Raw genomic sequence first — 23,982 nt, forward strand, 5'->3', positions numbered from 1 at the left:
CGGGTAAGACTCCACAAATCGCTTCAGAGGCGACCGTCGACGCGCAGGTCCGGGTGCACCCAGTCGGGGGAGCGGCGTTGCTTGAACGCGCGGAAGCCTTCCGCCGCCTCCGGCGACGAGTAGCTGGCCTGCATGCCGATGCGGTCGAACAATCCCATGTAGGTGTCCAGGCTGGACTTCACCACGCTGCGCGCCGCGGGCGCCGTCCGGCAGCAATGCCCGAGCACCTCGCGGGCCTCGTCGAGCAGCGAGTCGTGCGGCACCACCCGCGCGACCATGCCCCATTCGTGCGCCTCGGTGGCGGTCAACGTGCGACCGGTGAACATCAAGTCCCGGGTGCGCACCGGTCCGATCAACCGGGCCAGCATCTGGCTGTAATAGGTGTCGGCGATACCGCGAAGCAGTTCGGGCACGCGGAACGTCGCGCGGTCGCTGACGACGGCCATGTCGCTGCACAGTGCGATCTGCATTCCACCGCCCTGACACAACCCGTTGACAGCCGATACCACCGGCTTCACCGACTGTCGCAGCGTCTCGAACGGCGTGACATCCATGCCCAGCGCCGACCCGTACGTCAGCCAGTTGTCCGAACCGTCGCCGCCGCCCATGTCGCCGCCGGGCGCGAACACGTCGCCGGTGCCCGTAATCAGCAGTCCCGCCAGGTCCGGGTCGGCGTCGACATGCCGGACGGCGTATCGGATGCCGAAGTACATCGCGGGTGTCATCGCGTTGCGCGCCGCAGGGCGGTCCAGCGTGCAGACCCCGAACGGCCCCTCGCGGGTGAAGCGCAGATACGGCGTGCCGAGCCAGTCGCCATCGGGTGGGCGCGGCGTGGTTGACGTCATAACTGCCTTTCTCTGTCGGTGACCGCGTCGTCGATGGCCTCCGCATACGGTGCGCAGTCGCCGGCGCCGGGCACCAGCGTCGACAATGCGCCTGCCGCGCAGGCCCGGCGCAGCGCGTCTTCGTGGCCGTCCAGCCATCCCGCGGCCAGCACCCCGGCGAACACATCGCCTGCACCGGTGGTGTCGACGGCCTCCACGGCGGGCGCAGGCACGTCGAACCGTTCGTCGTCGCCGAGGTAGCTTGCCCCTCGCGCACCCCGGGTGATGACCAAATGCGGTACCGGCCAATGCCATTCGCGTGCTTCGGCCTCGTTGACGACGACCACGTCGGCCAGCTCGGACAACGCAAGCAGCTGATGGGGCCGCGCGCCCGCCGGCGACGCGTTGAGCATCACCACCGCGCCTGCGGCCCGCGCGACCCCGGCGGCCGCGACGGCCGTCGCGATCGGGATCTCGAGTTGCAGCAGCACCACGTCGCTGTCGGCAATGACCGCGCGGACGTCGGTGGACGTGATCGTCAGGTGGGCGTTCGCGCCAGGGGCCACCACGATCGTGTTCTCGGCCGCCGAGTCCACGAAGATCGCCGCCGAGCCGCTCGGTCCCGGCACGGTGACCACCCCGTCGAGGCCTACCTCGTTGTCGCGGAGGTGGGCGCGCAGTTGGTCAGCCGCGGAGTCCGCGCCGAGCGCCGCCACCAGCTGAACGGAAGCGCCCGCTCGGGCCGCTGCCACCGCCTGGTTACCGCCCTTGCCGCCCGGCGCCGACGCCAGTGACGACGCCAGCACGGTCTGCCCGGGGCGCGGCAGCGCATCCATTGTGAAGGTGAGGTCGGCGTTGACACTTCCCACCACACAGACCCGCGCGACCATAAGCCTCAACGCTAGCCCAGCTTGGTCGACCTGACACCCGTCGAGCGGCTCGGGCATGTCCGATACGCTGGATCGATGAGTGTGCAGGCACCAGCGGCCTCGGACTTGCGTGAGCAGGTGCACGACGCTGCGCGTCGGGCCCGGATCGCCGCCCGTGGGTTGGCCACGCTGAGTACCGAGACGAAGAATTCCGCGTTGCATGCCGCGGCCGACAATCTGCTGCGCGACGCCGGCGCCATCCTCGCAGCCAACGCCGAGGACCTGGAGGCGGCAAAGGCGGCGGGCACGCCCGACGCGATGCTCGACCGGCTCGCGCTGAACCCGAACCGCATCGACGGCATCGCCTCGGGTTTGCGTCAGGTGGCAGGTTTACCCGACCCGATCGGGGAGGTGCTGCGGGGACGCACGCTGCCCAACGGCCTGCAACTGCGGCAGCAGCGCGTGCCGCTCGGCGTGGTCGGCATTGTCTATGAGGGCAGGCCGAACGTCACCGTCGACGCGTTCGGGTTGACACTGAAGTCGGGTAACGCGGTGCTGCTGCGCGGCAGCTCGTCGGCGGCGCGCTCGAATGCCGCACTGGTCAAGGCGCTCCGCGATGCGCTGGAACTCGAGAACCGCAATCCCGATGCGGTCCAGCTCTTGCCGAGCCAGGACCGTGCCAGCGTCACGCATCTGATCCAGGCACGCGGCCTTGTCGACGTGGTGATTCCCCGTGGCGGGGCCGGGCTGATCGACGCCGTGGTCCGCGACGCGATGGTGCCCACCATCGAGACCGGCGTCGGCAATTGCCATGTCTACGTTCACGAATCGGCCGACCTCGACGTGGCCGAGCAGATTCTGCTCAACGCCAAGACCCGTCGGCCCAGCGTCTGCAACGCCGCCGAGTCGTTGCTGGTCGACAAGGCGATCGCCGAGCACGCGGTGCCGCGGCTGACCAAGGCGCTGCAGGACGCCGGCGTCACCGTGCACAGCGATCCGTCCGACGAGGAACTGCGGGCCGAATTCCTGTCGATGGACATCGCGCTGGCGGTCGTCGACGGCGTGGACGCGGCGATCGATCACATCAACGAGTACGGCACCGGCCACACCGAGGCCATCGTTGCCACCAATCTTGCTGTGGCCCAACGGTTCAGCGAGCGAGTCGACGCCGCCGCGGTGATGGTCAACGCGTCGACGGCCTTCACCGACGGCGAGCAGTTCGGGTTCGGCGCCGAGATCGGCATCTCCACCCAGAAGCTGCACGCACGCGGACCGATGGGCCTGCCCGAATTGACCTCGACCAAGTGGATTGTGTGGGGAGACGGCCACACTCGCCCGGCTTAAAGGAGCACATGTGAGCGTCCCCGCACGCCCGGCGCCGCTGTTCGCCGACATCGACGATGTCGCGCGACGGCTGGCGGAGACCGGCTACCTGCCCGACACCGCAACGGCCACGGCGGTATTCCTCGCCGACCGGCTGGGCAAGCCGCTGCTGGTGGAAGGTCCCGCAGGTGTCGGCAAGACCGAGTTGGCGCGCGCCATCGCGCAGGCCACCGGTTCCGGCCTGGTGCGGCTGCAGTGCTACGAGGGTGTCGACGAGGCGCGCGCGCTGTACGAATGGAACCACGCCAAGCAGATCCTGCGCATCCAGGCCGGGAATAGTTCGACTGCCGGCTCGGCCGGCGGCGACTGGGACCAGACCAAGATGGACGTGTTCAGCGAGGAGTTCCTGCTGTCGCGTCCGCTGCTCACCGCGATCCGGCGCACCGATCCGACGGTGCTGCTGATCGACGAGACCGACAAGGCCGACATCGAGATCGAGGGCCTGCTGCTGGAGGTGCTGTCCGACTTCGCGGTCACCGTGCCCGAACTCGGCACCATCACCGCCCAACGTGCGCCGTTCGTGCTGCTGACCTCCAACGCCACCCGGGAGTTGTCGGAGGCGCTGAAACGTCGATGCCTGTTCCTGCACATCGACTTTCCCGACCCTGACCTGGAGCGCCGCATCCTGCTGTCGCGCGTTCCCGAATTGCCCGAGCATCTGGCTGCCGAACTCGTCAAGATCATCGGCGTGCTGCGCGGCATGCAACTCAAGAAGCTGCCCTCGGTCGCTGAGACCATCGACTGGGGTCGCACGGTGCTGGCGCTTGGCATGGACACCATCGACGACGAAGTCATTGCCGCGACACTCGGCGTGGTGCTCAAGCACCAGTCCGATCAGATCAAGGCATCCGGGGAACTCAGGCTGAACTGATGGCCGCCCGTCGCGTCCGGCCGCCTCAGCCGCTGGCTCCCCACGGTATCCCCGGCCACCTGGTCGAGTTCGTCGAAGCGCTGCGCAAACAAGGGATTTCGGTCGGGCCTTCGGAGACAGTCGATGCCGGACGGGTGCTGTCCGTACTCGGGCTTGGCGACCGCGAGGCGCTGCGCGAGGGGTTCGCCTGTGCGGTGCTGCGCCGCTCCGACCACCGCGACACCTACGACGCGCTGTTCGACCTGTTCTTCCCTGCGGCGTTGGGCGCCAGAACGGTGCTCGAGGACGACGAGGAGCCCGCCGACGACCAGGGCCTGCCGCCGGAGGACATCGAGGCACTGCGCTCGGCGCTCGTCGACATGCTCAGCGAGAACGCGGATCTGGCCAACATGGACGAGCGACTGGCCGCGATGATCGCGCAGATCGTCGAGGCCTACGGCCGTTACCAGTCCAGCCGCGGCCCGTCGTACTCGTCGTATCAGGCGCTCAAAGCGATGAGCCTCGACGATCTCGAGGGCAGACTCCTTGCCGGGCTGCTGGCGCCCTACGGCGACGAGCCGACTCCGTCGCAGGAGCAGATCGCCAAAGCCCTTGCCGCGCAACGCATCGCGCAGCTGCGCAAGATGGTCGAGGCGGAGACCAAGCGTCGCACCGCCGAGCAGCTCGGCCGTGACCACGTGCAGATGTACGGCGTGCCGCAGCTCGCCGAGAACGTCGAATTCCTGCGGGCCTCAGGCGAACAGCTGCGCAACATGCGGCGGGTGGTGCAGCCGTTGGCCCGCACGCTGGCCACCCGGCTGGCGGCGCGCAGGCGCCGGTCCCGCGCCGGGGAGATCGACATGCGCAAGACGCTGCGCAAGTCGATGTCGACCGGTGGAGTGCCCATCGACGTCGTGCTGAAGAAGCCGCATCCGGCCCGCCCGGAGCTGGTGGTGTTGTGCGATGTGTCGGGATCGGTGGCCGGCTTCAGCCATTTCACGCTGATGTTGGTGCACGCGCTGCGTCAACAGTTTTCGCGAGTGCGCGTCTTCGCGTTCATCGACACCACCGACGAGGTCACCGAGCTGTTCGGGCCGGACGCCGATTTGGCCGTTGCGGTGCAGCGCATCACCCGCGAGGCCGGCGTGTACACCCGCGACGGGCACTCCGACTACGGCAACGCGTTCGTGTCGTTCATGGAGAAGTGGCCGAACGTGCTGTCGCCGCGCAGTTCGCTGCTGGTGCTCGGCGACGGCCGCAACAACTACCGCAACCCGGAAACCGACCTGCTGGCCCACATGGTCAACGCCAGCAGGCACGCGCATTGGTTGAACCCGGAGCCCAAACATCTCTGGGGCAGCGGCGACTCGGCGGTACCGCGGTATCAGGACGTCATCACCATGCACGAATGCCGGTCGGCCAAACAACTGGCCGGCGTGATCGACGCCCTGCTGCCCGTCTGATTTCCGCCGGACATCAGGCTAGCGACACGGTGACGTCACCGCCGTCGTGGTCGGCGTTGGCCACCAGCGACCACGGTGCCCGGTAGACGCGCCCCGGCGAGGCCGGCCACGGCGTCCGCTTGCTCCCGATGACCCGGCCGTCCTGCACGGCGATCAGCTTCGGTAGCCTGCGGTACTCGTCGGACCAGAACAACAGGTCGCCACGCGCAGCGACGCCACCGTCAGGCGAAACAAGCTGAGGCGCAACCCATCTGAATGGTGGGTCGACACGAATCTTGACGGCCTTCGCGGGCTCTTCGCGGTGCCGCAGCCATCGATGCACGGCAGTTGCCACGTGGCGGCCATCCAAGGCGGCGCCGTCGGCGGTGTCCACCGGGTGTAGGAGGTTACCGACCGCGAACACCCCTGGCTGGCTGGTTCGTAGGCCGGCATCAACGAGCGGGCCACGCGTGCCGGCATCCATGGCCAGCCCGCCGGTGCGGGCGAGTTCGTGATCGGGAATCCAGTCGCCGGTGAACACCACGGTGTCGCAGTCGATCGTGGTCCGCTCACCGCTGTCGGTGTTCTCGATCACCACGCTGTGCACCCGGTCTTTACCGCGTATCTCGACGAGCCGACTCGAGGTCAACACCGGTCCGCTCATCAGTAACCGGCCGGGCAGCCGAAACGCCGTATAGGCCTCCGCAGAAGGGTACGCGCTGACCATTCCGACAGTGGTGCAGCCGGATTCGCGCAACGTCAGCACCGCGGACCAACTCACCAGTTCGGCACCGACGATCACCGCGCGGCTGCCCACCGGCGCATGGTGAAGGTGCACGAGATTCTGCAACTGCCCGGTGGTGTACACGCCGTCGGGACGGTCGCCGGGGACCAGTCGCGCGGGCCGGGGCCGCTCGCGTGCGCCGGTGGCCAGTATCACCGCGTCGGCGGTGACGGTCCGTACCCCGCGTGGCGACGTGATCTGCAGCGTCCGCTCACCCGCCCAGCCGGTGACCATCGCCTCGGTTTCGAGCATCGCACCAGCGTCCTGCGCCATGCGTGTCAGCCTTCGCGCATACGCCGGACCCGAGAGGAAGCGCCGCAAGTCGCGCATCCCGTAGCCCGGATGGTCGCTGTGCCTGGGTATTCCGCCCATCTCGGGCTCGCGTTCGATGACCACGACCCGGCCGTCGACGTGCGGCGCCAGCGCCGCCGCGGCCGTCAGTCCCGACGGTCCGCCGCCGACAATCGCGACCGCCACCTCGCTCATCGGACGTCACCGCAGGTGGCCAGCAGTTCACTTGTGCGGGCGCCGCAGTAGAAGCCCTGGCAGCGGCCGTTCATCACCCGGGTGCGGCGCCGCAGGCCGTCGAGATCGGCTGGCGGAATCAGGGATTGGAACGCGTCGCGGATCTCGCCTGCGCTGACCCGCTCGCAGAAGCAGACGATGCGGCCGTACTCGGGATCCTCGGCGATGCGCGCGGAGTCCCGGTATGGGCGCACGCCGACCTCGCCGATATTCGGCATCCGTGGCGGCGCGGGCAAATCCGCGCGTTCGGTGACGTCAACCCCAGCATCGCCGAGCAGACCGAGCACATGCTCGGCGATCGCCATTGCCGACGTGAGCCCAGTGGAGCGGATTCCGCCGACGAGGACATAGCGCGCCCGCGCGTCGAGGTCGATGAGGTAGTCGTCGCGGTCGATCGCGGCCCTCAGCCCGGCGTAGGTCGCGGTGATCTCCTCGTCGAACAACGAGGGCATCAACGCGCGGCCCTTGCTGACCAGGAAGTCGAAACCCTGCTCGGAAGTGCCTGTGGCGGTGCGATCGTCGAGGTTCTCCGATGTCGGCCCCACCATGACGTTGCCGTAGATGGTCGGGCTGACCAACACACCCTTGCCCCGAGACGACGGCACCGCCAGCACGATCAACGGGACCATCGGCCGCGCCAGCTTGTCGAACACGAGCAGTTCGCCGCGCCGCGGCGTCACGGTGAAGCGGTGGTGCCCGAACTGCGCGTCGAGATGATCCGCACCAAGGCCCGCGGCATTGATGACCCACCGACCGTGAACGTCGCCTCGAGTCGTCTGAAGCGTGGTGCATCCGTCCGCGGCCTCGACGCTTGTCACGCGCGCGCCGCGAAGCAGACGCGCGCCGCGTTGGACGGCGTCGGTGGCAAGGGCGAGGTTCGTGGTCCAGGTACAGATGATCGACTCGCCGGGAACGGTCAGGCCCGCCAACACCCCAGCGCCGAGATCAGGGACCCGCCGGTACACCTCGTCGGCGGTGACGATCGCGCAGTCGTGGTAGCCGTTGCGTTCCGCCTTGTCCTTCAGACCAGGCAGCGCGTCGCGTTCCTCGTCGGTCCACGCGACCAACACGGCGCCGGTGCGCTCGACCGGTATCCCGGTCTGCTCCGCGTAGCCGCTGAGCAATTCATACCCGCGCGCCACCAACCGCGATTCGAGCGTTGCGGGCGTCGCGTCGAACCCGGTGTGCAGCAATGCCGTATTGGCCTTGCTGGTGCCGTCGCCGACATCGGCCCGGGCTTCCAGCAGGGTCACCGAGAGCCTCGTCCCCGCCACGGCGCGGGCAATCGCGCAGCCCACGATCCCACCGCCCACCACAACCACGTCGGAAACGTCCGGGTTGTTGCTCATGAGATCGATCTTTCCTTCTGTGTCAGAACGGATTCCGCGGCTTGCATCCACGCGGACAAGAACGCTGCGGTCCGGTCTGCGGACCATTCGGGCTGATATGTGTGCTGTGGAGTCCACGCCCCGACGGCGTCCGCCACCTCGAGGCTCGGGTCGAGCGCCAACCGCGCGCAGGCCGCGGCGCCGAGGGCGGTGGCATGCGGCGACGGGTAGACGTCGACGGGGATGCGCGCGAGGTCGGCCTGTGCCTGCATCAGCACCGCGGAACGAGTGAGCCCACCATCGACTCGAAGCCGGGTCAGTGGCTGGCTCAGGTCGGTGCCGACCAGGTTGACCAACGCGGCCACCTGGGCGGCGATGCCCTCCACGAGTGCGCGCACCAGGTGTCCGCGACCAGTGCTCAACGTCATCCCGGTCAACGACGCGGTGGCCGCCGCATCCCACCACGGAGCGGCCAGCCCAGCCAGTGCCGGCACACACAGCACACCGTCACTGGAAGCCGCTGCGGTGGAATCGATTTCGTCGGCCGCGCCCAGCAACCCAAGATCAATCGCCCACCGCACCGCGCTGGCGGCGGTGTACACCTGACCGTCGACGCAGTACGACGTCAGGTCGCGCAGCCGCCACGCCACCGAGGTGGTCAGGCCCGAAGTCGATCGCGTCGGCTTACCGCCCAGTTGGGCCAGCAGGAAGGCGCCCGTGCCGAACGTGGCTTTGCCCTGGCCCGGGTCGAGGCAGCTTTCGGCGAGCAGCGCCGCCTGCTGGTCCACGATCAGCCCCGCAACCGGAATGGTCGGGCCGAAAACATCTGTGCTGCCGACGATTTGATCGCAGTCGACGATCTCGGGCAGCGTCTCGTCCGCCAGGCCGAACAGGCCTACCAGAAACTCGTCCCACTCGACGGAATCCAATGCCATCAACAGCGACCTGCTTGCTGTCGATGCATCGGTGACGAACGCGCCGCACAGCCTGTGCACCAGCCAGGTGTCGGTGGTGGTGACCACGCCGTCGGTTGTCATGTTGGCACGGATCCATGCCATCTTGGGCGCGGAGAAGTAGGGGTCGAGCACCAGCCCGGTGCGCTGCGCGACGGTATCCGCCGACGCGGCCAGGGGTGTGCAGATGGATTCCGCTCGGCGGTCCTGCCACACCACGGCCGGGGTCAACGGCTGCCCGGTCCCTCGGTCCCAGCCGAGTACGGTCTCACCCTGGTTGGCCAGTGCCACTGCGGCGACCGCAACGCCACTGCGCGCCAAGGCTTGTCGGCCAGCCGTGACGACAGAGTCGAACAAAGCCTCCGGATCCTGCTCGACGCCTCCGCCTGCCAGGTACGCCGGTCGCACCGGCACCTCGGCGATCGACACGGTCCGCCCGGCGTCGTCGACCACAACGGCCTTTGTGCCCGAGGTGCCCTGGTCGATCGCCAGGAAATGGGGCATAGCTCAATCCTTCGCGGCCTGCGCCTCGAGTTCGGCGTCGATCGAATGCATATCCGGCATCGACAACCCGTGCCTGCCCCGGCTGACCAACAGGTAACCGAGATAGAGCGCGCCGATGACCACCATCACAATGACGTACGCCCACGCCTGCTTGAAACTCGCGTCCCGGAACAGCGCCAGTTCGAACACCAGCCACACGACCGCCACCACGAGGACAGGGATCTCCCACGCGCCGAGGTTGAACTTATCGCTGACCGGCAGCGACTTGCGTTTGACCAGGTACAACGCCACCGTCGATGCGTACATCACGGCGGGCAGCAGCGTCGCCGCGCCGAACAACGTGAACAACGCCGTCTCGGAGTGCGAGAAGATCGCCAAAATCAGTTCGGCGAGAACGACATACAGCACCGTGGCCTTCAGCGGCGTGAGGAACTTCGGCGAGATCTGGTTCCATTGTTGCCAGCCGGGGAAGCGTTGGTCCCGCGACATCGCCCATGTGAGCCGGACGCCGGTGATCATGATCACCAGCCCGCAGGCGAAGATCGCCAGCACCACCATCAGCAGCAGGAGCGTCGCGACCGCCGAACCCAGTGTCTTGTCGATCACGTCGGCGATAGGCGTACCGGATTGGGCCAGGGCGACCGGGTCGCCCGCGGCCAGCGTCACCGCGACGATGAAGAGGAAACCCAGCACACCCGACGCCAGCACCGCCTGCCACATCGCCCGCGGCACGACGCGTTCCGGATCATTGGTCTCCTCGGCGAGATTCGCCGCGGACTCGAAACCCACAATCGTGAAGGCGCCGAGCAGGAAGCCCAGCATCCACGGGCCTGCGGTGGTCAAATCGCCGAAGCTCCAGTAATTCTCGGCGGGCACGGCGCCCTTGCTGAACAGATTCGAGAAATCCATGTCGCCGCGCACCGCCGCGACGACGAGCAGCAGCGCCGTCAGGGTCACCATTCCGATGAGTTCGAGCGAGACGAAGGCGTTGTTGAGGCGCTCCGCCCACGGCGTCGAAAACGCCACCAACGCCGCCTGTATCAGCAGCACGAGCGCGGTCACCAGCCAGGCGATCGTCGCGGTGCCCTGATAGTTCAGCAGCACCGGCAGGATCGTCGACGCGATGGTGTAGTCGACCGCGACCACCACGATGGCCAGGAACGTGAAGGAGATCCAGCCGAGAATCCAGCCCAGCACCGGATTAGCCAACCGCGACATCCACTGGTAGTGGTAGCCGGTCACCGGGATGCGGGCGGCGAGGGCGCCGAGCACGAAAGCGACGGCGAGTTGTCCGATCACGGCGATGGGCCACGTCCAGATGCCCATCGGACCCGACGAGTTCAGCACCGACCCGTAGGTGGTGAAGATGCCGGTGGCTATCGAGACGAATGCGAACGCCACCGCGAACGACGCGAACTTTCCGGTGTGCCGCTCCAACGCTTCCTTGTAACCGAACTTGGCCAGGTCAGCGGCGTCGCTGTCCGGCGAGGAATTCGGACCGGTCATCGTCCCTCCCGTGGTATAGACCATGTGGTTGAACCGTAGTATGTGATGTGATCCAGATCTCGTCAACCCCGGTCACGAAGTGTTCACAAGTCGATGGCCTAGACCAGTTGGTTGGCCAAAGCGGTTAAGCTCCATGGCATGCCTCGCGCCGCACGAACCGGGCCGCCGGCGACGCCGCGTTACATCGCGATCGCGGCCCTGGTGCGCGACCGTATCGCTACTGACCAGCTCGGACCTCATACGCTGCTGCCCTCCGAGCGCGAGCTGGCCTCAGCGCACGGGGTCAGCAGGATGACCGCGCGGCAGGCCCTTTCGCTGCTGGAAAGCGAAGGCGTGGTCTACCGCAAGCCGCCCCGGGGCACGTTTGTCGCCGAGCCGCGGGTGCGCTTCCACATCGGCAGCTTCTCCGAAGAGGTGTCCCGGCTCGGCCATCGGCCCGCCGCCCGCCTGCTGTGGGCCGAGCATCAACACCCGACGCCCGCCGTGCGGATGGCGCTCGGGCTCGACGACCAGGCGATGGTGAATGTGTTCCACCGGCTGCGCACCGTCGACGACGTGCCGTTCGCCCTGGAGACGACCTTCCTGCCCGCGGAGCTGACCCCCGGCATTCTCGACGTCTCCGACGACGGCTCGCTGTGGGCGGTGCTGCGCACCCGGTACGGCATCGACCTGGCCCGCTCGACGGCCGTACTCGAGTCGATCGTCCTCGACGACGCCTCCAGCGCGCAGCTCGGTGTGCGGGCGGGATCGGCGGGTACCTTGCTCACCCGGTGCACCGAGGACGCGTCCGGGCGATGCGTGGAATACGCACGCGACGTCTACCGCGCCGACCGCGCGTCGTTCGAGGTATCCGAACTGCTGGGCTCGCGCCGGCTCTCGTCGGTCTGATTTCCGCCGAAACGGTATTCCAGCAGCGAAAGTGCGAGTACAGGCCTGCTGGAATACCGTTTCGGCGGGCGGATAGCCGCGTCGGGCAGTCCCGTAAGCTGGCTCTTTGTGAATTCACGGCGGCTTGGGGTGATGGGTGGGACATTCGACCCCATCCACAACGGCCACCTCGTAGCGGCCAGTGAGGTCGCCGACCTGTTCGAGCTCGACGAGGTGGTGTTCGTGCCGACAGGTCAGCCATGGCAGAAGCACCACCGCTACGTCACGGCCGCGGAGGACCGCTACCTGATGACCGTCATCGCGACCGCGTCCAATCCGCGGTTCTCGGTCAGCAGGGTCGACATCGACCGTGGCGGCCCCACCTACACCAAGGACACGCTGCGTGATCTGAGGGCGCTCAACCCCGAGGCCGATCTCTACTTCATCACCGGCGCCGATGCGCTGGCGTCGATCCTGTCGTGGCAGAACTGGGAGGAGATGTTCTCGATCGCGAAGTTCGTCGGAGTCAGCAGGCCCGGCTATGAATTGGACGGCAAGCACATCGCGGCGGCACTTGCCGAACTGCCCGCCGATGCACTCAGCCTCGTCGAGGTGCCCGCCTTGGCCATCTCGTCGACCGACTGCCGCAAACGCGCCGAGGAGGACAGGCCGATCTGGTATCTGGTGCCCGACGGCGTCGTGCAGTACGTGGCCAAGCGCAAGCTCTACGCCGGTCAGCCGGCGGTGACCAAGGACGGGAATTCATGAGCGCCTCCGACGAAGCCGTGAAGATGGCGACCGTGGCGGCGCGTGCGGCCGCCGCCAAATTGGCAGACGACGTCGTCGTGATCGACGTGTCCGGCCAGCTCGTGATCACCGACTGCTTCGTCATCGCGTCGGCGTCCAACGAGCGCCAGGTCAACGCGATCGTCGACGAGGTCGAGGAGAAGATGCGCCTTGCGGGCTACAAGCCTGCGCGTCGTGAGGGCACCCGCGAAGGCAGGTGGACGCTGCTCGACTACGTCGACATCGTGGTGCACATCCAGCATCAGGATGAACGCGAGTTCTATGCGCTCGACCGGTTGTGGCGCGACTGCCCGCTCGTGCCGGTAGATCTGGACGAGACGCCATGAGGGTGCGCCGGCTGGTGATGCTGCGGCACGGGCAGACGGGCTACAACGCCAGCAGCCGGATGCAGGGCCAGCTCGACACCGACCTATCCGATCTGGGTCGCGATCAAGCCGTCGCCGCTGCCGAGGTGCTGGCGAAAAGGCAACCGCTGGTAATCATCTCATCGGATCTCCGACGTGCGCTCGACACCGCGGTCGCACTCGGCGAACGGTCCGGACAGCCCGTGCTCGTCGACACCCGGCTGCGCGAAACGCATCTCGGCGACTGGCAGGGGCTCACCCACCTCGAGGTCGATGCCGCCGCCCCCGGCGCGCGGCTGGCGTGGCGTGACGACGCACGCTGGGCGCCGCACGGCGGGGAAAGTCGCGTCGACGTCGCCGCCCGCAGTATGCCGTTGGTGACCGAACTGATCGCCGACCAGACCGAGTGGGGAGTAGACGATCCCGAGCGCCCGGTGGTGCTTGTCGCGCACGGCGGCCTGATCGCCGCGTTGACGGCCGCGCTGCTCGGTCTGCCCGTCGACAACTGGCCCGCACTGGGCGGCATGGGCAACGCCAGTTGGGTACAGCTGTCCGGGTATTCGGGAAGCGACGCCACGGCGCACGACATCCGCTGGCGACTCGATGTCTGGAACGCTTCGGCACAGGTCGCCAACGATGTCCTCTGACCCAAATCAACCCCGCCGGACGCTTCTCGTCTTCTGTGACTCCCTGTCCTACTACGGCCCCACCGGAGGACTGCCGGCAGACGATCCGCGTATCTGGCCGAATATCGTTGCCTCTCAACTGGGTTGGGACGTCGAGGTGATCGGTCGGATCGGATGGACGTGTCGTGACGTCTGGTGGGCAGCCACTCAGGATCCGCGAGCGTGGGCGGCATTGCCCCGAGCGGGGGCCGTGATATTCGCGACCGGCGGCATGGATTCGCTGCCCTCACCGCTGCCAACCGCGCTGCGTGAGTTGATCCGGTATGTCCGGCCCGCTTGGCTGCGGCGGTTGATGCGCGACGGCTACGGCTGGGTGCAGCCACGGCTGTCACCCGTATCGCGTGCCGCCCTTCCGCCGCATGTATCGGTGGAATATCTGGAAATGACCAGGGGCGCAATTAATTTCAATCGTCCGGGAATACCCATCGTCGCATCACTGCCGTCTGTGCACATCGCCGAGACCTACGGCAGGGCGCACCACGGTCGAGAAGGCACGGTCAGGGCGATCACCCAATGGGCCAGAGAGCACGAGGTTGCGCTCGTCGATCTGAAGGCCGCGGTCGAAGAACACATCATGAGTGGCCGTGGTAATCCCGACGGCATCCACTGGAACTTCGAAGCCCATCAGGCGGTGGCCCAGCTGATGCTCAAGGCTTTGGCTGAAGCAGGTGTGCCGCAAGAGGATTCGCGGTAGAGCATGGCAGTCATCGTCGTGACAGACTCGTCGTGCCGGCTCGGGCCCGACGAGCTCAAACAGTTCGACGTACGGCAGGTGCCCTTGCACGTCCTGGTCGACGGAACGGATATGCGCGACGGCATCGACGATGTGCCCTACGACGTCCACGACCGTCCTCGTGTCACGACGGCAGGAGCCACGCCCGCAGAACTCGCCGAACTCTACCGACAGGCGCTGACCGACAGCGGCGGCGACGGCGTTGTGGCGGTTCACCTTTCCGCGGCGCTGTCCAGCACGTACAGCTCGGCTGTGCAGACCGCGCGCGAATTCGGTCCCTCGGTGCGGGTGGTCAACTCGCGGTCGGTGGCGATGGGTGTCGGGTTCGTTGCGCTGGCGGCGGCGCGGACGGCGAGCACGGGCGCCGACCTGGATGCCGTCGAGGCCGCCGCACGTTCGGCGCAGTCGCGTGGACACGTGTTCGTCGTGGTGAACCGGCTGGACAACCTGCGGCGCAGCGGCCGGATCAGCAAGGGCGCGTCGCGGTTGGGCACCGCCTTGTCGCTTAAGCCGCTGCTGTGTCTGGATGTCGACGGACGTCTGGTGCTCGACCAGCGAATCCGCACCGTGACCAAGGCGCACGCCGCGATGATCGACCGAGTGGCCGAGGCCGTGGGAGAGCGTCAGGCGGCGATCGCGGTGCACCATGTGGACAATCACGATGCCGCCGATCAGCTCGGCGCGGCCTTGACGGCACGAGTGCCTCAGATCGAACCGCTGGTTGTCACCGACATGGGCCCGGTGCTGTCGATCCACGTCGGAGGCGGAGCCGTCGGCGTCGCCGTGCAGTTGGCCGAATAGGGACCTGTCGTGGGTGGGCAGCCGCGCCGGTGGGTACACACCAAAAGGACCTGGTGGGGCATTCTGGGCTCGATCGCCTGCAACGTCCGGGGTCCAGTAACGATGATGGGGTTTTGTGAATAGGGACGCCGACCGCGGTGAGCGCGAGCAGCTGGATGACCTGGTGACCGCTCGCGATCAGTTGGAGCAACTGGTCAGGGCGATCGTCGAGATCGGTTCCGACCTGGACCTCGATGTCACGTTGAAGCGCGTCGTCAACGCGGCCATCGACTTGGCGGGCGCCCGCTACGGGGTACTCAGGATTCGTGCGTCTGACGGCTCCCTGGTCTCGGGTGTGCACGCCGGTATCGGTGACGAGACGGCCCGTCTTCTCGGTCAGCTACCGGTGGGCGACGGTTTGCGTCTCGACGACGTGAGCGCTCATCCGGAGGCGGGACGGCTGGGTTTGGGCAGCCAGCCCATGCGCGCGATGCTCGGGATACCGATCACCGTGCGGGGAGCGAACTTCGGCACCCTCTACCTCGCGGACGACCGGCCCGACCGGACATTCTCCGACGCCCAGGAAACCACCGTGCGGGCATTGGCAACCGCGGCCGCCGCCGCCATCGACAACGCACGGCTGTTCCAGCGGGAACGGGAATCGGCCAAGTGGACGAGCGCGAGCCGGGAAATCACCACGGCGCTGCTGTCCGGAGATCCGCGAACCAGTCCGTTGCAGCTCATCGTGAATCGGGCGCTGGAATTGGCCGATGCCGAACAGGCGATCCTGCTGGTGCCCAAGGAGCCAGATCTTCCCGCTGACCAAGTCGACACCCTTGTGGTGGCGGCTACTGCAGGCCGGTATTCATCGCAGGTGATCGGGCAGCAGGTTCCGATGGACGGTTCCACCACGGGTCGTGTGGCGCGGCGCGGCCTCCCGCTGATCACAGACTCCTTCGAATATCCGATCGAAGGTTTCACGGACGTCGGGGAGCGTTCGGCGATCGTCATACCCCTGATCGCCGACGGAACGGCGCTCGGTGTCATCGCCGTCGCGCGCCAACCGCAGCAGGCGCCGTTCGGCAACGACTACCTCGACCTCGTCAGCGATTTCGCCAGACACGCCGCCATCGCGTTGGCGCTCGCGGCAGGCCGTGAACACGCGCTGAATCAGGAACTCGCCCAATCGGACACGGTCGAGGACGCGGTACACGCCGCGGCCGAGGAATTGCGACGATTGTGGCGGGCGCGCCGCGTACTCGCCGTCACCTTCAGGACCCTCGGGGAGACATCGGACGGTACGCCGCACGTCGTCTCGGTCGGAGAGTCCGTGAGCTGGGCCGACCTACCGTCGCCGACGCGAAGGACGCTCACCGAAGTGCGCGACGGCGACCTGCTCAGCCCGTACCTCGGGCTCCCGGCCTCCGCTGGCATCGCGCTGCAGCACCCCGAGGGCGTCCTGGTGGTCTGGATCGACCTGGCTGAGCAGCGGCCGGTCACACTCGAGGACCAGACCTTGCTGACGGTGTTGGCCGGCCGCCTCGGCCAGGGTCTGCAACGCGTGCACCAGGTCGACAAGCAGCGCGAAACCGCTCTAGCACTGCAGCACGCGATCCTCGGCCCCGCGCAGCCGCCCGGCGGCTTTGCGGCGCGCTATCAGGCCGCCAGCCGGCCTCTCCAGGTGGGCGGTGACTGGTACGACATCGTCGACCTGGAGGACGGGCGCATCGCGTTGATAGTCGGCGACTGTGTCGGACACGGGCTGGCCGCAGCCACCGTGATGGGACAGGTGCGCAGCGCGTGCCGTGCTCTGCTGTTCGGTGATCCGAGCCCGGGCGCCGCCCTGGCCGGCATGGACCGCTTCGCCGCCCGGTTGCCCGGCGCCAGGTGTACCACTGTCGTCTGCGCGGTGCTCAACCCCGAGACCGGTGAATTGGTGTACTCCAGCGCCGGCCACCCGCCGCCGATCGTGGTGGAGGCCGACGGCGCCACGCGGATGCTCGACGAGGGTCACACCATTGCGTTGGGGGTGCGGCCCAACTGGTCCCGTCCGGAAGCCCGGATGACCCTTCCGCCGCACGCGACCCTGCTGCTGTACACCGACGGGCTCGTCGAACGTCGCAGGAAAGGACTCGACCAAGGAATTTCCCGAGTCGCCGAGCTTGTCCGCGACGGCCGCACCGCGACATTGGACGACTTGGCAAACCGGATCATGTCCGGTGTTGCGCCGAGCGAGGGCTACCAGGACGACGTGGTCGTCCTGCTGTACCGGCAACCCGGGCCGCTGGAACTCGAATTCCCAGCCGAGACAACCGAACTCGCACCCGCGCGGGCAGCCCTGCGCCGCTGGCTGAAGGGAGCCCGCGTTCCGCTGGAGCAGAGTATGGATGTGCTCATCGCGGCGGGTGAGGCTGTCGCCAATTCCATCGAGCACGGTCACCGCGACAGTCCCGGCGGCACCATCCGGGTGAACGCGACCTCGCTTGTCGACCGGGTCCAGTTGGTCATCGCCGACACCGGTTCGTGGAAACCCCCTCACCCGGTTGCGAATTCAACTCGCGGGCGAGGCATCGCGCTGATGCGAGGTCTGATGGAGGAGGTCATCATCAACTCCGACGCCGACGGCACCACGGTGCACCTGACCGCGAGGATCGCGTGATGCGCACGTCACTCACGCTTGACACCGGGCACCGTGACGGCGGTCTGTTCCTCACCGCTGCTGGGGAAATCGACCTCAGCAACATCGAGGTGTTCAGACAGGCGCTCATGGGCGCCACTGCACAGGCCGCCGCCAGCGGTACCCCCCTCACCGTCGACCTCACCGCGATCGAATACCTGGACAGCGCAGCCATCAACGCGTTGTACAGCCAAGCCGACTGCATCCGCCTGATCGCCAATCCCGTGTTGATGCGTGGACTGGCCGTCAGCGGTCTTGCCGAACTGGTTCCAATCGATTTCCCGCCGCCGCCGGCAATGCCGTGAGCATCGGGGCCGTTGCCCCCTTGTGTCGGTAAGTGGTAACTTACCGTTCGTGGCCGCTTACCAAGAAGCTGACGCCTGGGTGGCGCTGGCCGACCGCACCCGGCGCTCGATTGTGGAACGGCTCGCGCACGGACCAATGGCGGTCGGTGACCTCGCCAGAGACCTGCCGGTCAGCAGGCCCGCGGTGTCGCAGCATCTCAAGGTGCTCAAGTGCGCCGGGCTGGTGCGCGACCGGGCCGTCGGAACGCGTCGCGTGTATCACCTGGACCCCACGGGGCTGGAGCCGCTGCGGGCCGACCTCGACCGGTTCTGGGCCCAGGCGCTTGCGGGCTTCAAGGACATCGCCGAACGTCTGGAAGGCGACGAATCGTGACACAGGCCCAGCCGTTGACCATCCGTCACGACGTGGTCGTCAATGCGCCCGTCGAGCGGGCATTTCGCGTGTTCACCGAGAGGTTCGGTGATTTCAAGCCCCGTGAGCACAACCTGCTCAGTGTTCCCATTGCCGAGACGGTGTTCGAGCCGCGTGCCGGCGGCCACATCTACGACCGCGGCGAGGACGGCAGCCTGTGCAAGTGGGCGCGCATCCTCGCCTTCGAACCGCCCCACCGCGTGGTGTTCACCTGGGACATCGGGCCGACGTGGCAGGTGGAAACCGACCCGAGCAGGGCCAGCGAGGTCGAGGTCCGCTTCACCGCCGAGGCCGAGAACCGAACCCGCGTCGAACTCGAACACCGGCACATCGAACGGCACGGCGACGGGTGGCAGTCCGTCGCGGCCGGTGTCAACGGGGACGCGGGCTGGCCGCTGTACCTGCGCCGCTATGCTGCCCTGTTCGACCGATGACGGACGAGGTCATGCAGCGGGCGCGCGGTGAACGCGAAGAGTTCGCAGCGCTTTTGGAGAATTTGACGCCGCAGCAGTGGGACAGCCCGACACTGTGCGAGCGGTGGCGGGTGCGCGATGTCGTCGCGCACGTCATCGGTTACGACCCGATGAGCCGTGGCCAATTGGCGCGGCGAATGGCCAAAGGACTCGTGACCCGCGGCGGAGCCAACGCGGTGGTGGTCGCGGAATATGCGAACAAGTCACCCGAAGAGCTGACCGCGTTGATGCGTCGGTACGCGGTTCCGCAGGGGCTGACGGCGGGTTTCGGCGGCAAGATCGCGCTCACCGACGGGATGATCCACCAGCAGGACATCCGCAGGCCCCTCGGGATGCCGCGCACCATAGCGGCCGAGTCATTGCGAATCGCATTGGATTTCACCGCGTGGTCGCCGCGGCTTCTGGGGGCCGTACGCGCTCGCGGTGTTCGCCTGGTTGCCACGGACATCGACTGGGTGTACGGCAAGGGGCCGGAGGTGCGGGGGAGCGGCGAAGCGATTCTGATGGCGATGGCCGGCCGCCGGGTAGCGCTTGACGACCTCGACGGCCCGGGTAGAGCCAAATTGGCGCGACGATTTTGACTAGCCCTTGAAGGGGCCGGTGATCGGCGGCAGGTCCTTCAGCGTGACGATGCCGGGCTCAGCGGCGACGACCGCGGGCACGGCGTTCGTCACCGGCATCGCGGTGTAGATCATGCCGAGTCCCATGAACCCGGGCTCTGTCCAGTCCTTCGGCGGTAGGCAGTGCAGCACGGTGCGCATGTTGGGCAACCCGAACACCTGGATGACGTGGCCATGCTCCAACGGCTTCGGCGGGGTGACGTGGTCGCCCATCGTCCAGTTGAACCCGACGCTGACCACGTTGCGGTCGCCGACCCAGCCCCGGTGGTAACCCATCACCCCGCCGACGGTGCCGCTCGGGATCTGCATGAAGCCAAGGTCGGTGTCGCCGGTCGCGGCCGTGAACGTGACGTCGAACGTCATCCTGTCGAGCCTGGCGCCGATCGCGTCGGCCATCATCGCGGCCGATTCGGCGAACACCTCGCTTTCGCGGCGCACGCTTTCGGCGAGGCCGGGGGTGTCGGGGTCTTGGGAGAAGCCCATCGCGGTCTGGGTGCCCGCCGATTCGTAGGTCGAGCAGTCCACCGACTCGGTGATCCGGATCTCGTCGACTCGTTCGCACGAACCGCTGAGCACCATCCCGACCAGGTTCGTCATCCCGGGATGTGCGCCGCTGCCGAAGATCGTGGAATTGCCTTTCTCACAGGCCTTTCGGATGCGGTCAAGGTCCTCCGGCGACTGCTTGCCGCCGGTGATCCATGCCGCGCTTGAGCACACGTTGACGCCGGATTCGAGCAGCCGGGTCAACTCGTCGATGTTCGGCCACAGCGGGTTGTAACAACACGCGTCCGGCTCGAGGGCGAGCAGCGCGTCGATGTCGTTGGTGGCGGTGATGCCGGTGGGCTCGGGCCAACCGGACAACTCGGCGGCGTCGACGCCGACCTTGTCGGCCCCGTGCGCGTACACGCCGACGAGTTCCATGTCGTCGCGCCCGATGATCGCGTGCAGCGACCGCCGCCCGATGTTGCCGGTGGTCCACTGAATGACGCGCAAAGGGTTGCCCATTCGAGGCAATTTACATGTGTGTGCCGCCGTCGACGCGGACCTCGGTTCCGGTGACGAAATAGGCGTCCGACGACGCCAGCATCGCGACGACGGCGGCGACCGCGTCCGGTTTGGCGAACATCCCGCCGCCTTCGACCGGCAACAGCGGGGTGATCTTGCCGAACAGCGCGAAGTCGGCGTCGGCGGGCAGCCCTGGCCCGATGCTCTGCTTGGATTCGCCGACACCATCGGTCATTCCCGACGAAATCGACCCTGGCTGAACCGAATTGAACCGGACCCGGTCTTTGACGAATTCCAGCGCCAACGCGTGCGTCATGGCTTGGACGCCTGCCTTGGACGCCGCGTAGGCCGACATGTACGGATGCGAAAAGGACGCCGAGGTCGAGCTGAAGTTGACGACCGCGGGGTCGTTGCCCTCGCGCAGGGCAGGCAGTGCGGCGCGGGTCACCAGGAAGGTGCCGACGAGGTTGATCCGCAGCACCTGTTCGAAGTCGGCGAGCGTGGTGTCCAGGAAGTGCGCCGACCGCAAAATTCCGGCGGCGTTGACCAGGGCGTCCAGGCCGCCGAGTTGCCGCACCGCTTCCGCGACGCCGTCGGTGACCGACTCCTCGCTGGCGACGTCGATGACCACGGTGCTCAACCGGTCGCCGTGTGGTTCGGCTTTGGCGACGGTGTCCTTCAATCCCGCCTCGCTGATGTCGGCGGCGACCACCCGCCCACCCTCGTCGAGTATCCGCCGCACGGTCGCCTGCCCGATGCCGGATCCGCCGCCGGTGATCAGCACGCGACGGTCCGCGAATCGCTCGAGAGATGCCATGGTCAATTCCTCCTGGATGAGATTCGCGCCGCCATGTCGACTGCGGCGAGGTGGCTGAACAGCATTGACGCGCCGATGGGGATGCCGCCGCCGGGATAGACGGTGCCGCTGACCGTGGCCATGGTGTTGCCTGCGGCGTAGAGGCCGCGGATCGGGTTGCCGTCGGTGTCGAGCACGCGGGCATGGCTGTCGGTGACCAGTCCGCCCTTGGTGCCGAGGTCGGACAGGCCGAAAGCGGCGGCGTGGTAGGGCGCGGTGTCGATGGGCGCCATCGGAGACCGACCGCCAGAGAAGGCGCGGTCGTAGGCTTCATCCCCGCGGCCGAAGTCGTCGTCGACGCCCGCCGCGACGAATTCGTTGAACCGCTTTACGGTCTGCACCAAATTGTCGGCGTCCACACCGATTTTCTCGGCAAGCTCGTGCAGCGTATCCGCGGTGTGCCACAACCCCGCCTCGAGATAGCGTTGCGGCTCGACCATCGACACGTTGGTGGCCTTCACGGGCGGAACCGCGCCGTCGCGGTCGTCGTAGACCATCCAGAACGGTAACGTCATTGCGCCGCTGGACATCTGGTCGATGATCGCTTTACCGATCCGGTCGTAGGGCGCGGATTCGTTCACGAACCGCCTGCCGTCCTGATTGACGAAAATCCCGCCGGTGAACCACAGCGAGAACGCCGATCGTCCGTCCGGATGGCTGAAACCCGGTGACCACCACGCCTGGTCCATCAGGTCGACGGCCGCGCCTGCGGCCATTCCGGCCTCGAGTGCCAGTCCGACATTGGCCGGTGCGCCCATCGTGTCCCGCGCATCGCCGGGCACACCGAATCTCTGCCGTAGCCCGGGGTTGTTCTCGAAGCCGCCCGCGGCCAGAAGGACGCCGGCGCGGGCGCGGATCGCGCGGCGACGACCGTCTTGCTCCACGATGGCGCCTTCGACGCGGCCGTCGGTGGTCACCAACTCGACGAGAGGGGAGTTCAGGTGAACCGACGCGCGCGGATGGGACGTGATCGCGGACAGCAGGCGACCGATCAGTGCCCGCCCGCCGCTGAGGTATGTCGGCCGTGGGGCGCCTAGCCGTTCGGTGTCCAACGGGCCGCGTATCCGGTCGGCCAACTCGCCGAGGGCTTCGGCGCGAAGGGGTTTGCATACCGTGTGCCGCAACCCGTCGAGGCGGGCGTGCGGCAACCGGCCGTAGTAGTCCGGCCATGGCAGGACGTCGAACTCGAAGTGGTCGTCGGCTTCGAGGTAGGCGATGAGGTCGGCACCGCCGTAGACGTAGGCGCGTTGCAGTTCGATCGGGGTGCGGTCGCCGACTGCGGCGTGGAAGTACGCGAACGCGTCGTCGAGGGTGTCGTCGCTGCCCGCTCGGCGCAGCACCGGGTTGCAGGGAAACCACATGCCGCCGCCGCCGGAGTACGCGGTGGTGCCGCCGAACTGGTCGCTGGCCTCCATCACCATGACGGACAGTCCCTCACGCGCGGCCGTATAGGCGCCGACCAGCCCGCCACCGGACCCGGCAACGATCACGTCGGTGTCGTCGTCCCAGGTCGTCACCGCCTGGCTTCCTTCGGATGGATGAACACGCCCTCAGCTTGAACGGTGACGCCGTTCTCGTCAGCGATATGCCCGACGGCGAATATCTTCGCTCCGTCGACCCGATCGACGTGCGCCTGCGCGCGCAGCGGTTGTCCAAGCGGTGTGCCGCGTAGATAGCGCAGCGTCAGCGTGCCGGTGTACGCGGGCTTGCCCGGCAGATGGGCGGTCGCACCGAGGACGTGGTCGAGGATCAACGCGCAGATCCCGCCGTGGACTTGCCCAGGCGGGCCCTCGTAGGCGGCGCCGAGCGTGAACTCGGTGGACACCACGCCGTCGGCGTCGTGACGAATCGTCAAGGGCGGCGCGACCGGGTTGCGCAGGCCGACGACGACGTTGCCCCATGCGATGGATTGCCCGTCGGGTGAGCATTGCACGCCGAACGAGCCGGGCATCAGTGCGCCGCTCAATTGTGCTGTGGCCCAGTCGACCTTGTCCTTCACCGCCGCAACGGTCGTCTGATCCACCTCGGTCCGGATGGTGGCCTCGATCAGACGTCGCACCGATGCGGCGAGTTCGTGGGTGCTCACGCGAATCGACCGTAGCCGCGGCGGTAGAACAACAGCGGACGGCGGCGCTCGACTGTATGCAGACGTGACCTGCGCGACGACGATCGTGTGGTTGCCAGGCGCGCGTATCACCGACCAACTCGACGACGTGTGCGCCGGGCAGAACGACACATACGGCGAATCGAGAGACACCGACGTCATCGATTGGCAGGCGAAACCCAGCGGGCGATCGCCGATGTGCCCGGTGATCACGGCTACGCCGGTGCAGAAATGCCCCAGCACGGTCCGCAGCGTCGCCGAATCAGGTGCGTCGAGTCTCGCGCTGGTCATCCTTGCAGCGTGCAATGCGGTGCAAAGCGGGGACAACACCGCGTCCCGGCCAGT

General features: G+C 67.4%; 24 protein-coding genes and 1 pseudogene. 14 read left to right on the forward strand and 11 right to left on the reverse strand.

The window, feature by feature from the left end; genetic code table 11:
• Nucleotides 1–23: 23 nt before the first annotated feature.
• Together ACGFK1_RS25600 and ACGFK1_RS25605 are read right to left on the reverse strand one after the other, a co-directional pair.
• Nucleotides 24–845, reverse strand: a complete 822-nt coding sequence (locus ACGFK1_RS25600) for an enoyl-CoA hydratase/isomerase family protein (RefSeq protein WP_393436072.1) — start codon at nucleotides 843–845, stop codon at nucleotides 24–26.
• Entirely contained in the window at nucleotides 842–1,714 is an 873-nt protein-coding gene (locus ACGFK1_RS25605; RefSeq protein ID WP_393436074.1) for a ribokinase, read from the reverse strand. Before ACGFK1_RS25605 ends, ACGFK1_RS25600 begins: the two co-directional genes overlap by 4 nt.
• 75 nt (nucleotides 1,715–1,789) lie before the next feature.
• Here ACGFK1_RS25605 and ACGFK1_RS25610 point away from each other — a divergent pair, with 75 nt between their 5' ends.
• The 3 genes from ACGFK1_RS25610 to ACGFK1_RS25620 are packed head-to-tail and all read left to right on the forward strand — an operon-like array spanning nucleotide 1,790 to nucleotide 5,389.
• Nucleotides 1,790–3,037: a glutamate-5-semialdehyde dehydrogenase gene (locus tag ACGFK1_RS25610; RefSeq protein ID WP_393436077.1), complete on the forward strand. Its 1,248-nt coding sequence runs from the start codon at nucleotides 1,790–1,792 to the stop codon at nucleotides 3,035–3,037.
• 10 nt (nucleotides 3,038–3,047) lie between these two features.
• Nucleotides 3,048–3,947, forward strand: a complete 900-nt coding sequence (locus tag ACGFK1_RS25615) for an AAA family ATPase (protein ID WP_393436080.1) — start codon at nucleotides 3,048–3,050, stop codon at nucleotides 3,945–3,947.
• Nucleotides 3,947–5,389: a VWA domain-containing protein gene (locus ACGFK1_RS25620; RefSeq protein WP_393436082.1), complete on the forward strand. Its 1,443-nt coding sequence runs from the start codon at nucleotides 3,947–3,949 to the stop codon at nucleotides 5,387–5,389. Before ACGFK1_RS25615 ends, ACGFK1_RS25620 begins: the two co-directional genes overlap by 1 nt.
• A 13-nt stretch (nucleotides 5,390–5,402) precedes the next feature.
• Here ACGFK1_RS25620 and ACGFK1_RS25625 read toward each other — a convergent pair whose 3' ends face one another.
• From ACGFK1_RS25625 to ACGFK1_RS25640, 4 genes are read right to left on the reverse strand one after another with little or no spacing between them, the layout of a single operon-like run.
• Nucleotides 5,403–6,638 carry an NAD(P)/FAD-dependent oxidoreductase gene (locus ACGFK1_RS25625; protein ID WP_393436085.1) on the reverse strand — a complete coding sequence of 412 codons (1,236 nt, stop codon included), beginning with the start codon at nucleotides 6,636–6,638 and terminating at the stop codon, nucleotides 5,403–5,405.
• Entirely contained in the window at nucleotides 6,635–8,026 is a 1,392-nt protein-coding gene (locus ACGFK1_RS25630; protein ID WP_393436088.1) for an NAD(P)/FAD-dependent oxidoreductase, read from the reverse strand. Before ACGFK1_RS25630 ends, ACGFK1_RS25625 begins: the two co-directional genes overlap by 4 nt.
• Nucleotides 8,023–9,462, reverse strand: coding sequence for an FGGY family carbohydrate kinase (locus tag ACGFK1_RS25635; protein WP_393436090.1), 1,440 nt, complete (start codon nucleotides 9,460–9,462; stop codon nucleotides 8,023–8,025). The genes ACGFK1_RS25630 and ACGFK1_RS25635 overlap by 4 nt, the downstream gene beginning before the upstream one ends.
• A 3-nt stretch (nucleotides 9,463–9,465) precedes the next feature.
• Nucleotides 9,466–10,968: an amino acid permease gene (locus tag ACGFK1_RS25640; protein ID WP_393436295.1), complete on the reverse strand. Its 1,503-nt coding sequence runs from the start codon at nucleotides 10,966–10,968 to the stop codon at nucleotides 9,466–9,468.
• Between the two features lie 138 nt (nucleotides 10,969–11,106).
• On the opposite strand from ACGFK1_RS25640, the gene ACGFK1_RS25645 reads away from it, so the two are divergent.
• The 11 genes from ACGFK1_RS25645 to ACGFK1_RS25695 all read left to right on the forward strand — a co-directional run bounded on the left by ACGFK1_RS25645 (nucleotide 11,107) and on the right by ACGFK1_RS25695 (nucleotide 19,633).
• A complete protein-coding gene (locus tag ACGFK1_RS25645; protein WP_393436093.1) occupies nucleotides 11,107–11,856 on the forward strand; it encodes a GntR family transcriptional regulator in 750 nt (249 codons plus the stop codon).
• 108 nt (nucleotides 11,857–11,964) lie between these two features.
• Entirely contained in the window at nucleotides 11,965–12,603 is a 639-nt protein-coding gene (gene nadD / locus ACGFK1_RS25650) for a nicotinate-nucleotide adenylyltransferase (protein WP_393436096.1), read from the forward strand.
• Entirely contained in the window at nucleotides 12,600–12,968 is a 369-nt protein-coding gene (gene rsfS / locus ACGFK1_RS25655; protein ID WP_393436099.1) for a ribosome silencing factor, read from the forward strand. Before nadD ends, rsfS begins: the two co-directional genes overlap by 4 nt.
• The gene (gene gpgP, locus ACGFK1_RS25660) at nucleotides 12,965–13,633 is read left to right on the forward strand and encodes a glucosyl-3-phosphoglycerate phosphatase (protein ID WP_393436102.1); all 669 of its coding nucleotides are present in this window, start codon (nucleotides 12,965–12,967) and stop codon (nucleotides 13,631–13,633) included. The genes rsfS and gpgP overlap by 4 nt, the downstream gene beginning before the upstream one ends.
• Nucleotides 13,623–14,366 carry a diglucosylglycerate octanoyltransferase gene (gene octT, locus ACGFK1_RS25665; protein WP_393436105.1) on the forward strand — a complete coding sequence of 248 codons (744 nt, stop codon included), beginning with the start codon at nucleotides 13,623–13,625 and terminating at the stop codon, nucleotides 14,364–14,366. The genes gpgP and octT overlap by 11 nt, the downstream gene beginning before the upstream one ends.
• Nucleotides 14,367–14,369: 3 nt before the next feature.
• Nucleotides 14,370–15,206, forward strand: a complete 837-nt coding sequence (locus ACGFK1_RS25670) for a DegV family protein (protein WP_393436108.1) — start codon at nucleotides 14,370–14,372, stop codon at nucleotides 15,204–15,206.
• Between the two features lie 115 nt (nucleotides 15,207–15,321).
• Complete coding sequence (locus ACGFK1_RS25675; RefSeq protein ID WP_393436111.1) at nucleotides 15,322–17,844, forward strand: SpoIIE family protein phosphatase; 2,523 nt, start codon at nucleotides 15,322–15,324, stop codon at nucleotides 17,842–17,844.
• Nucleotides 17,844–18,167 (forward strand): STAS domain-containing protein, encoded by a 324-nt coding sequence (locus ACGFK1_RS25680; RefSeq protein ID WP_393436114.1) that lies wholly within the window; start codon nucleotides 17,844–17,846, stop codon nucleotides 18,165–18,167. The genes ACGFK1_RS25675 and ACGFK1_RS25680 overlap by 1 nt, the downstream gene beginning before the upstream one ends.
• Before the next feature lie 49 nt (nucleotides 18,168–18,216).
• Nucleotides 18,217–18,540 carry an ArsR/SmtB family transcription factor gene (locus ACGFK1_RS25685; protein WP_393436117.1) on the forward strand — a complete coding sequence of 108 codons (324 nt, stop codon included), beginning with the start codon at nucleotides 18,217–18,219 and terminating at the stop codon, nucleotides 18,538–18,540.
• Nucleotides 18,537–19,013, forward strand: coding sequence for an SRPBCC family protein (locus tag ACGFK1_RS25690; RefSeq protein WP_393436120.1), 477 nt, complete (start codon nucleotides 18,537–18,539; stop codon nucleotides 19,011–19,013). Before ACGFK1_RS25685 ends, ACGFK1_RS25690 begins: the two co-directional genes overlap by 4 nt.
• Entirely contained in the window at nucleotides 19,010–19,633 is a 624-nt protein-coding gene (locus ACGFK1_RS25695; RefSeq protein ID WP_393436123.1) for a maleylpyruvate isomerase family mycothiol-dependent enzyme, read from the forward strand. The genes ACGFK1_RS25690 and ACGFK1_RS25695 overlap by 4 nt, the downstream gene beginning before the upstream one ends.
• Here the strand turns inward: ACGFK1_RS25695 and ACGFK1_RS25700 are convergent, their stop codons facing one another.
• The 5 genes and pseudogenes from ACGFK1_RS25700 to ACGFK1_RS25720 all read right to left on the reverse strand — a co-directional run.
• On the reverse strand, nucleotides 19,634–20,677 hold the full coding sequence (locus tag ACGFK1_RS25700) for a dihydrodipicolinate reductase (protein WP_393436126.1): 1,044 nt from the start codon (nucleotides 20,675–20,677) through the stop codon (nucleotides 19,634–19,636).
• A 10-nt stretch (nucleotides 20,678–20,687) separates the two neighbouring features.
• Nucleotides 20,688–21,494 (reverse strand): SDR family NAD(P)-dependent oxidoreductase, encoded by an 807-nt coding sequence (locus tag ACGFK1_RS25705; protein ID WP_393436129.1) that lies wholly within the window; start codon nucleotides 21,492–21,494, stop codon nucleotides 20,688–20,690.
• 2 nt (nucleotides 21,495–21,496) lie between these two features.
• The gene (locus ACGFK1_RS25710) at nucleotides 21,497–23,050 is read right to left on the reverse strand and encodes an FAD-binding protein (RefSeq protein WP_393436132.1); all 1,554 of its coding nucleotides are present in this window, start codon (nucleotides 23,048–23,050) and stop codon (nucleotides 21,497–21,499) included.
• Nucleotides 23,047–23,619 carry a PaaI family thioesterase gene (locus tag ACGFK1_RS25715; RefSeq protein ID WP_393436298.1) on the reverse strand — a complete coding sequence of 191 codons (573 nt, stop codon included), beginning with the start codon at nucleotides 23,617–23,619 and terminating at the stop codon, nucleotides 23,047–23,049. The genes ACGFK1_RS25710 and ACGFK1_RS25715 overlap by 4 nt, the downstream gene beginning before the upstream one ends.
• A gap of 87 nt (nucleotides 23,620–23,706) precedes the next feature.
• Nucleotides 23,707–23,928, reverse strand: a pseudogene (locus ACGFK1_RS25720) (flavin reductase family protein); the annotation flags it as partial.
• Nucleotides 23,929–23,982 lie beyond the last annotated feature (54 nt).

Origin of the sequence: Mycobacterium sp. NPDC048908, assembly GCF_043197955.1 — a bacterium.
GTDB lineage: Bacteria > Actinomycetota > Actinomycetes > Mycobacteriales > Mycobacteriaceae > Mycobacterium.

Coding starts and splice junctions, on each gene's coding strand:
- ACGFK1_RS25620 (WP_393436082.1), top strand. CDS start 3,947: ATGGCCGCCCGTCGCGTCCGGCCGCCTCAGCCGCTGGCTCCCCACGGT.
- ACGFK1_RS25635 (WP_393436090.1), bottom strand. CDS start 9,462: ATGCCCCATTTCCTGGCGATCGACCAGGGCACCTCGGGCACAAAGGCC.
- ACGFK1_RS25610 (WP_393436077.1), top strand. CDS start 1,790: ATGAGTGTGCAGGCACCAGCGGCCTCGGACTTGCGTGAGCAGGTGCAC.
- gpgP (WP_393436102.1), top strand. CDS start 12,965: ATGAGGGTGCGCCGGCTGGTGATGCTGCGGCACGGGCAGACGGGCTAC.
- ACGFK1_RS25600 (WP_393436072.1), bottom strand. CDS start 845: ATGACGTCAACCACGCCGCGCCCACCCGATGGCGACTGGCTCGGCACG.
- rsfS (WP_393436099.1), top strand. CDS start 12,600: ATGAGCGCCTCCGACGAAGCCGTGAAGATGGCGACCGTGGCGGCGCGT.
- ACGFK1_RS25605 (WP_393436074.1), bottom strand. CDS start 1,714: ATGGTCGCGCGGGTCTGTGTGGTGGGAAGTGTCAACGCCGACCTCACC.
- ACGFK1_RS25645 (WP_393436093.1), top strand. CDS start 11,107: ATGCCTCGCGCCGCACGAACCGGGCCGCCGGCGACGCCGCGTTACATC.
- ACGFK1_RS25680 (WP_393436114.1), top strand. CDS start 17,844: ATGCGCACGTCACTCACGCTTGACACCGGGCACCGTGACGGCGGTCTG.
- ACGFK1_RS25695 (WP_393436123.1), top strand. CDS start 19,010: ATGACGGACGAGGTCATGCAGCGGGCGCGCGGTGAACGCGAAGAGTTC.
- ACGFK1_RS25705 (WP_393436129.1), bottom strand. CDS start 21,494: ATGGCATCTCTCGAGCGATTCGCGGACCGTCGCGTGCTGATCACCGGC.
- octT (WP_393436105.1), top strand. CDS start 13,623: ATGTCCTCTGACCCAAATCAACCCCGCCGGACGCTTCTCGTCTTCTGT.
- ACGFK1_RS25640 (WP_393436295.1), bottom strand. CDS start 10,968: ATGACCGGTCCGAATTCCTCGCCGGACAGCGACGCCGCTGACCTGGCC.
- ACGFK1_RS25630 (WP_393436088.1), bottom strand. CDS start 8,026: ATGAGCAACAACCCGGACGTTTCCGACGTGGTTGTGGTGGGCGGTGGG.
- ACGFK1_RS25700 (WP_393436126.1), bottom strand. CDS start 20,677: ATGGGCAACCCTTTGCGCGTCATTCAGTGGACCACCGGCAACATCGGG.
- ACGFK1_RS25670 (WP_393436108.1), top strand. CDS start 14,370: ATGGCAGTCATCGTCGTGACAGACTCGTCGTGCCGGCTCGGGCCCGAC.
- ACGFK1_RS25625 (WP_393436085.1), bottom strand. CDS start 6,638: ATGAGCGAGGTGGCGGTCGCGATTGTCGGCGGCGGACCGTCGGGACTG.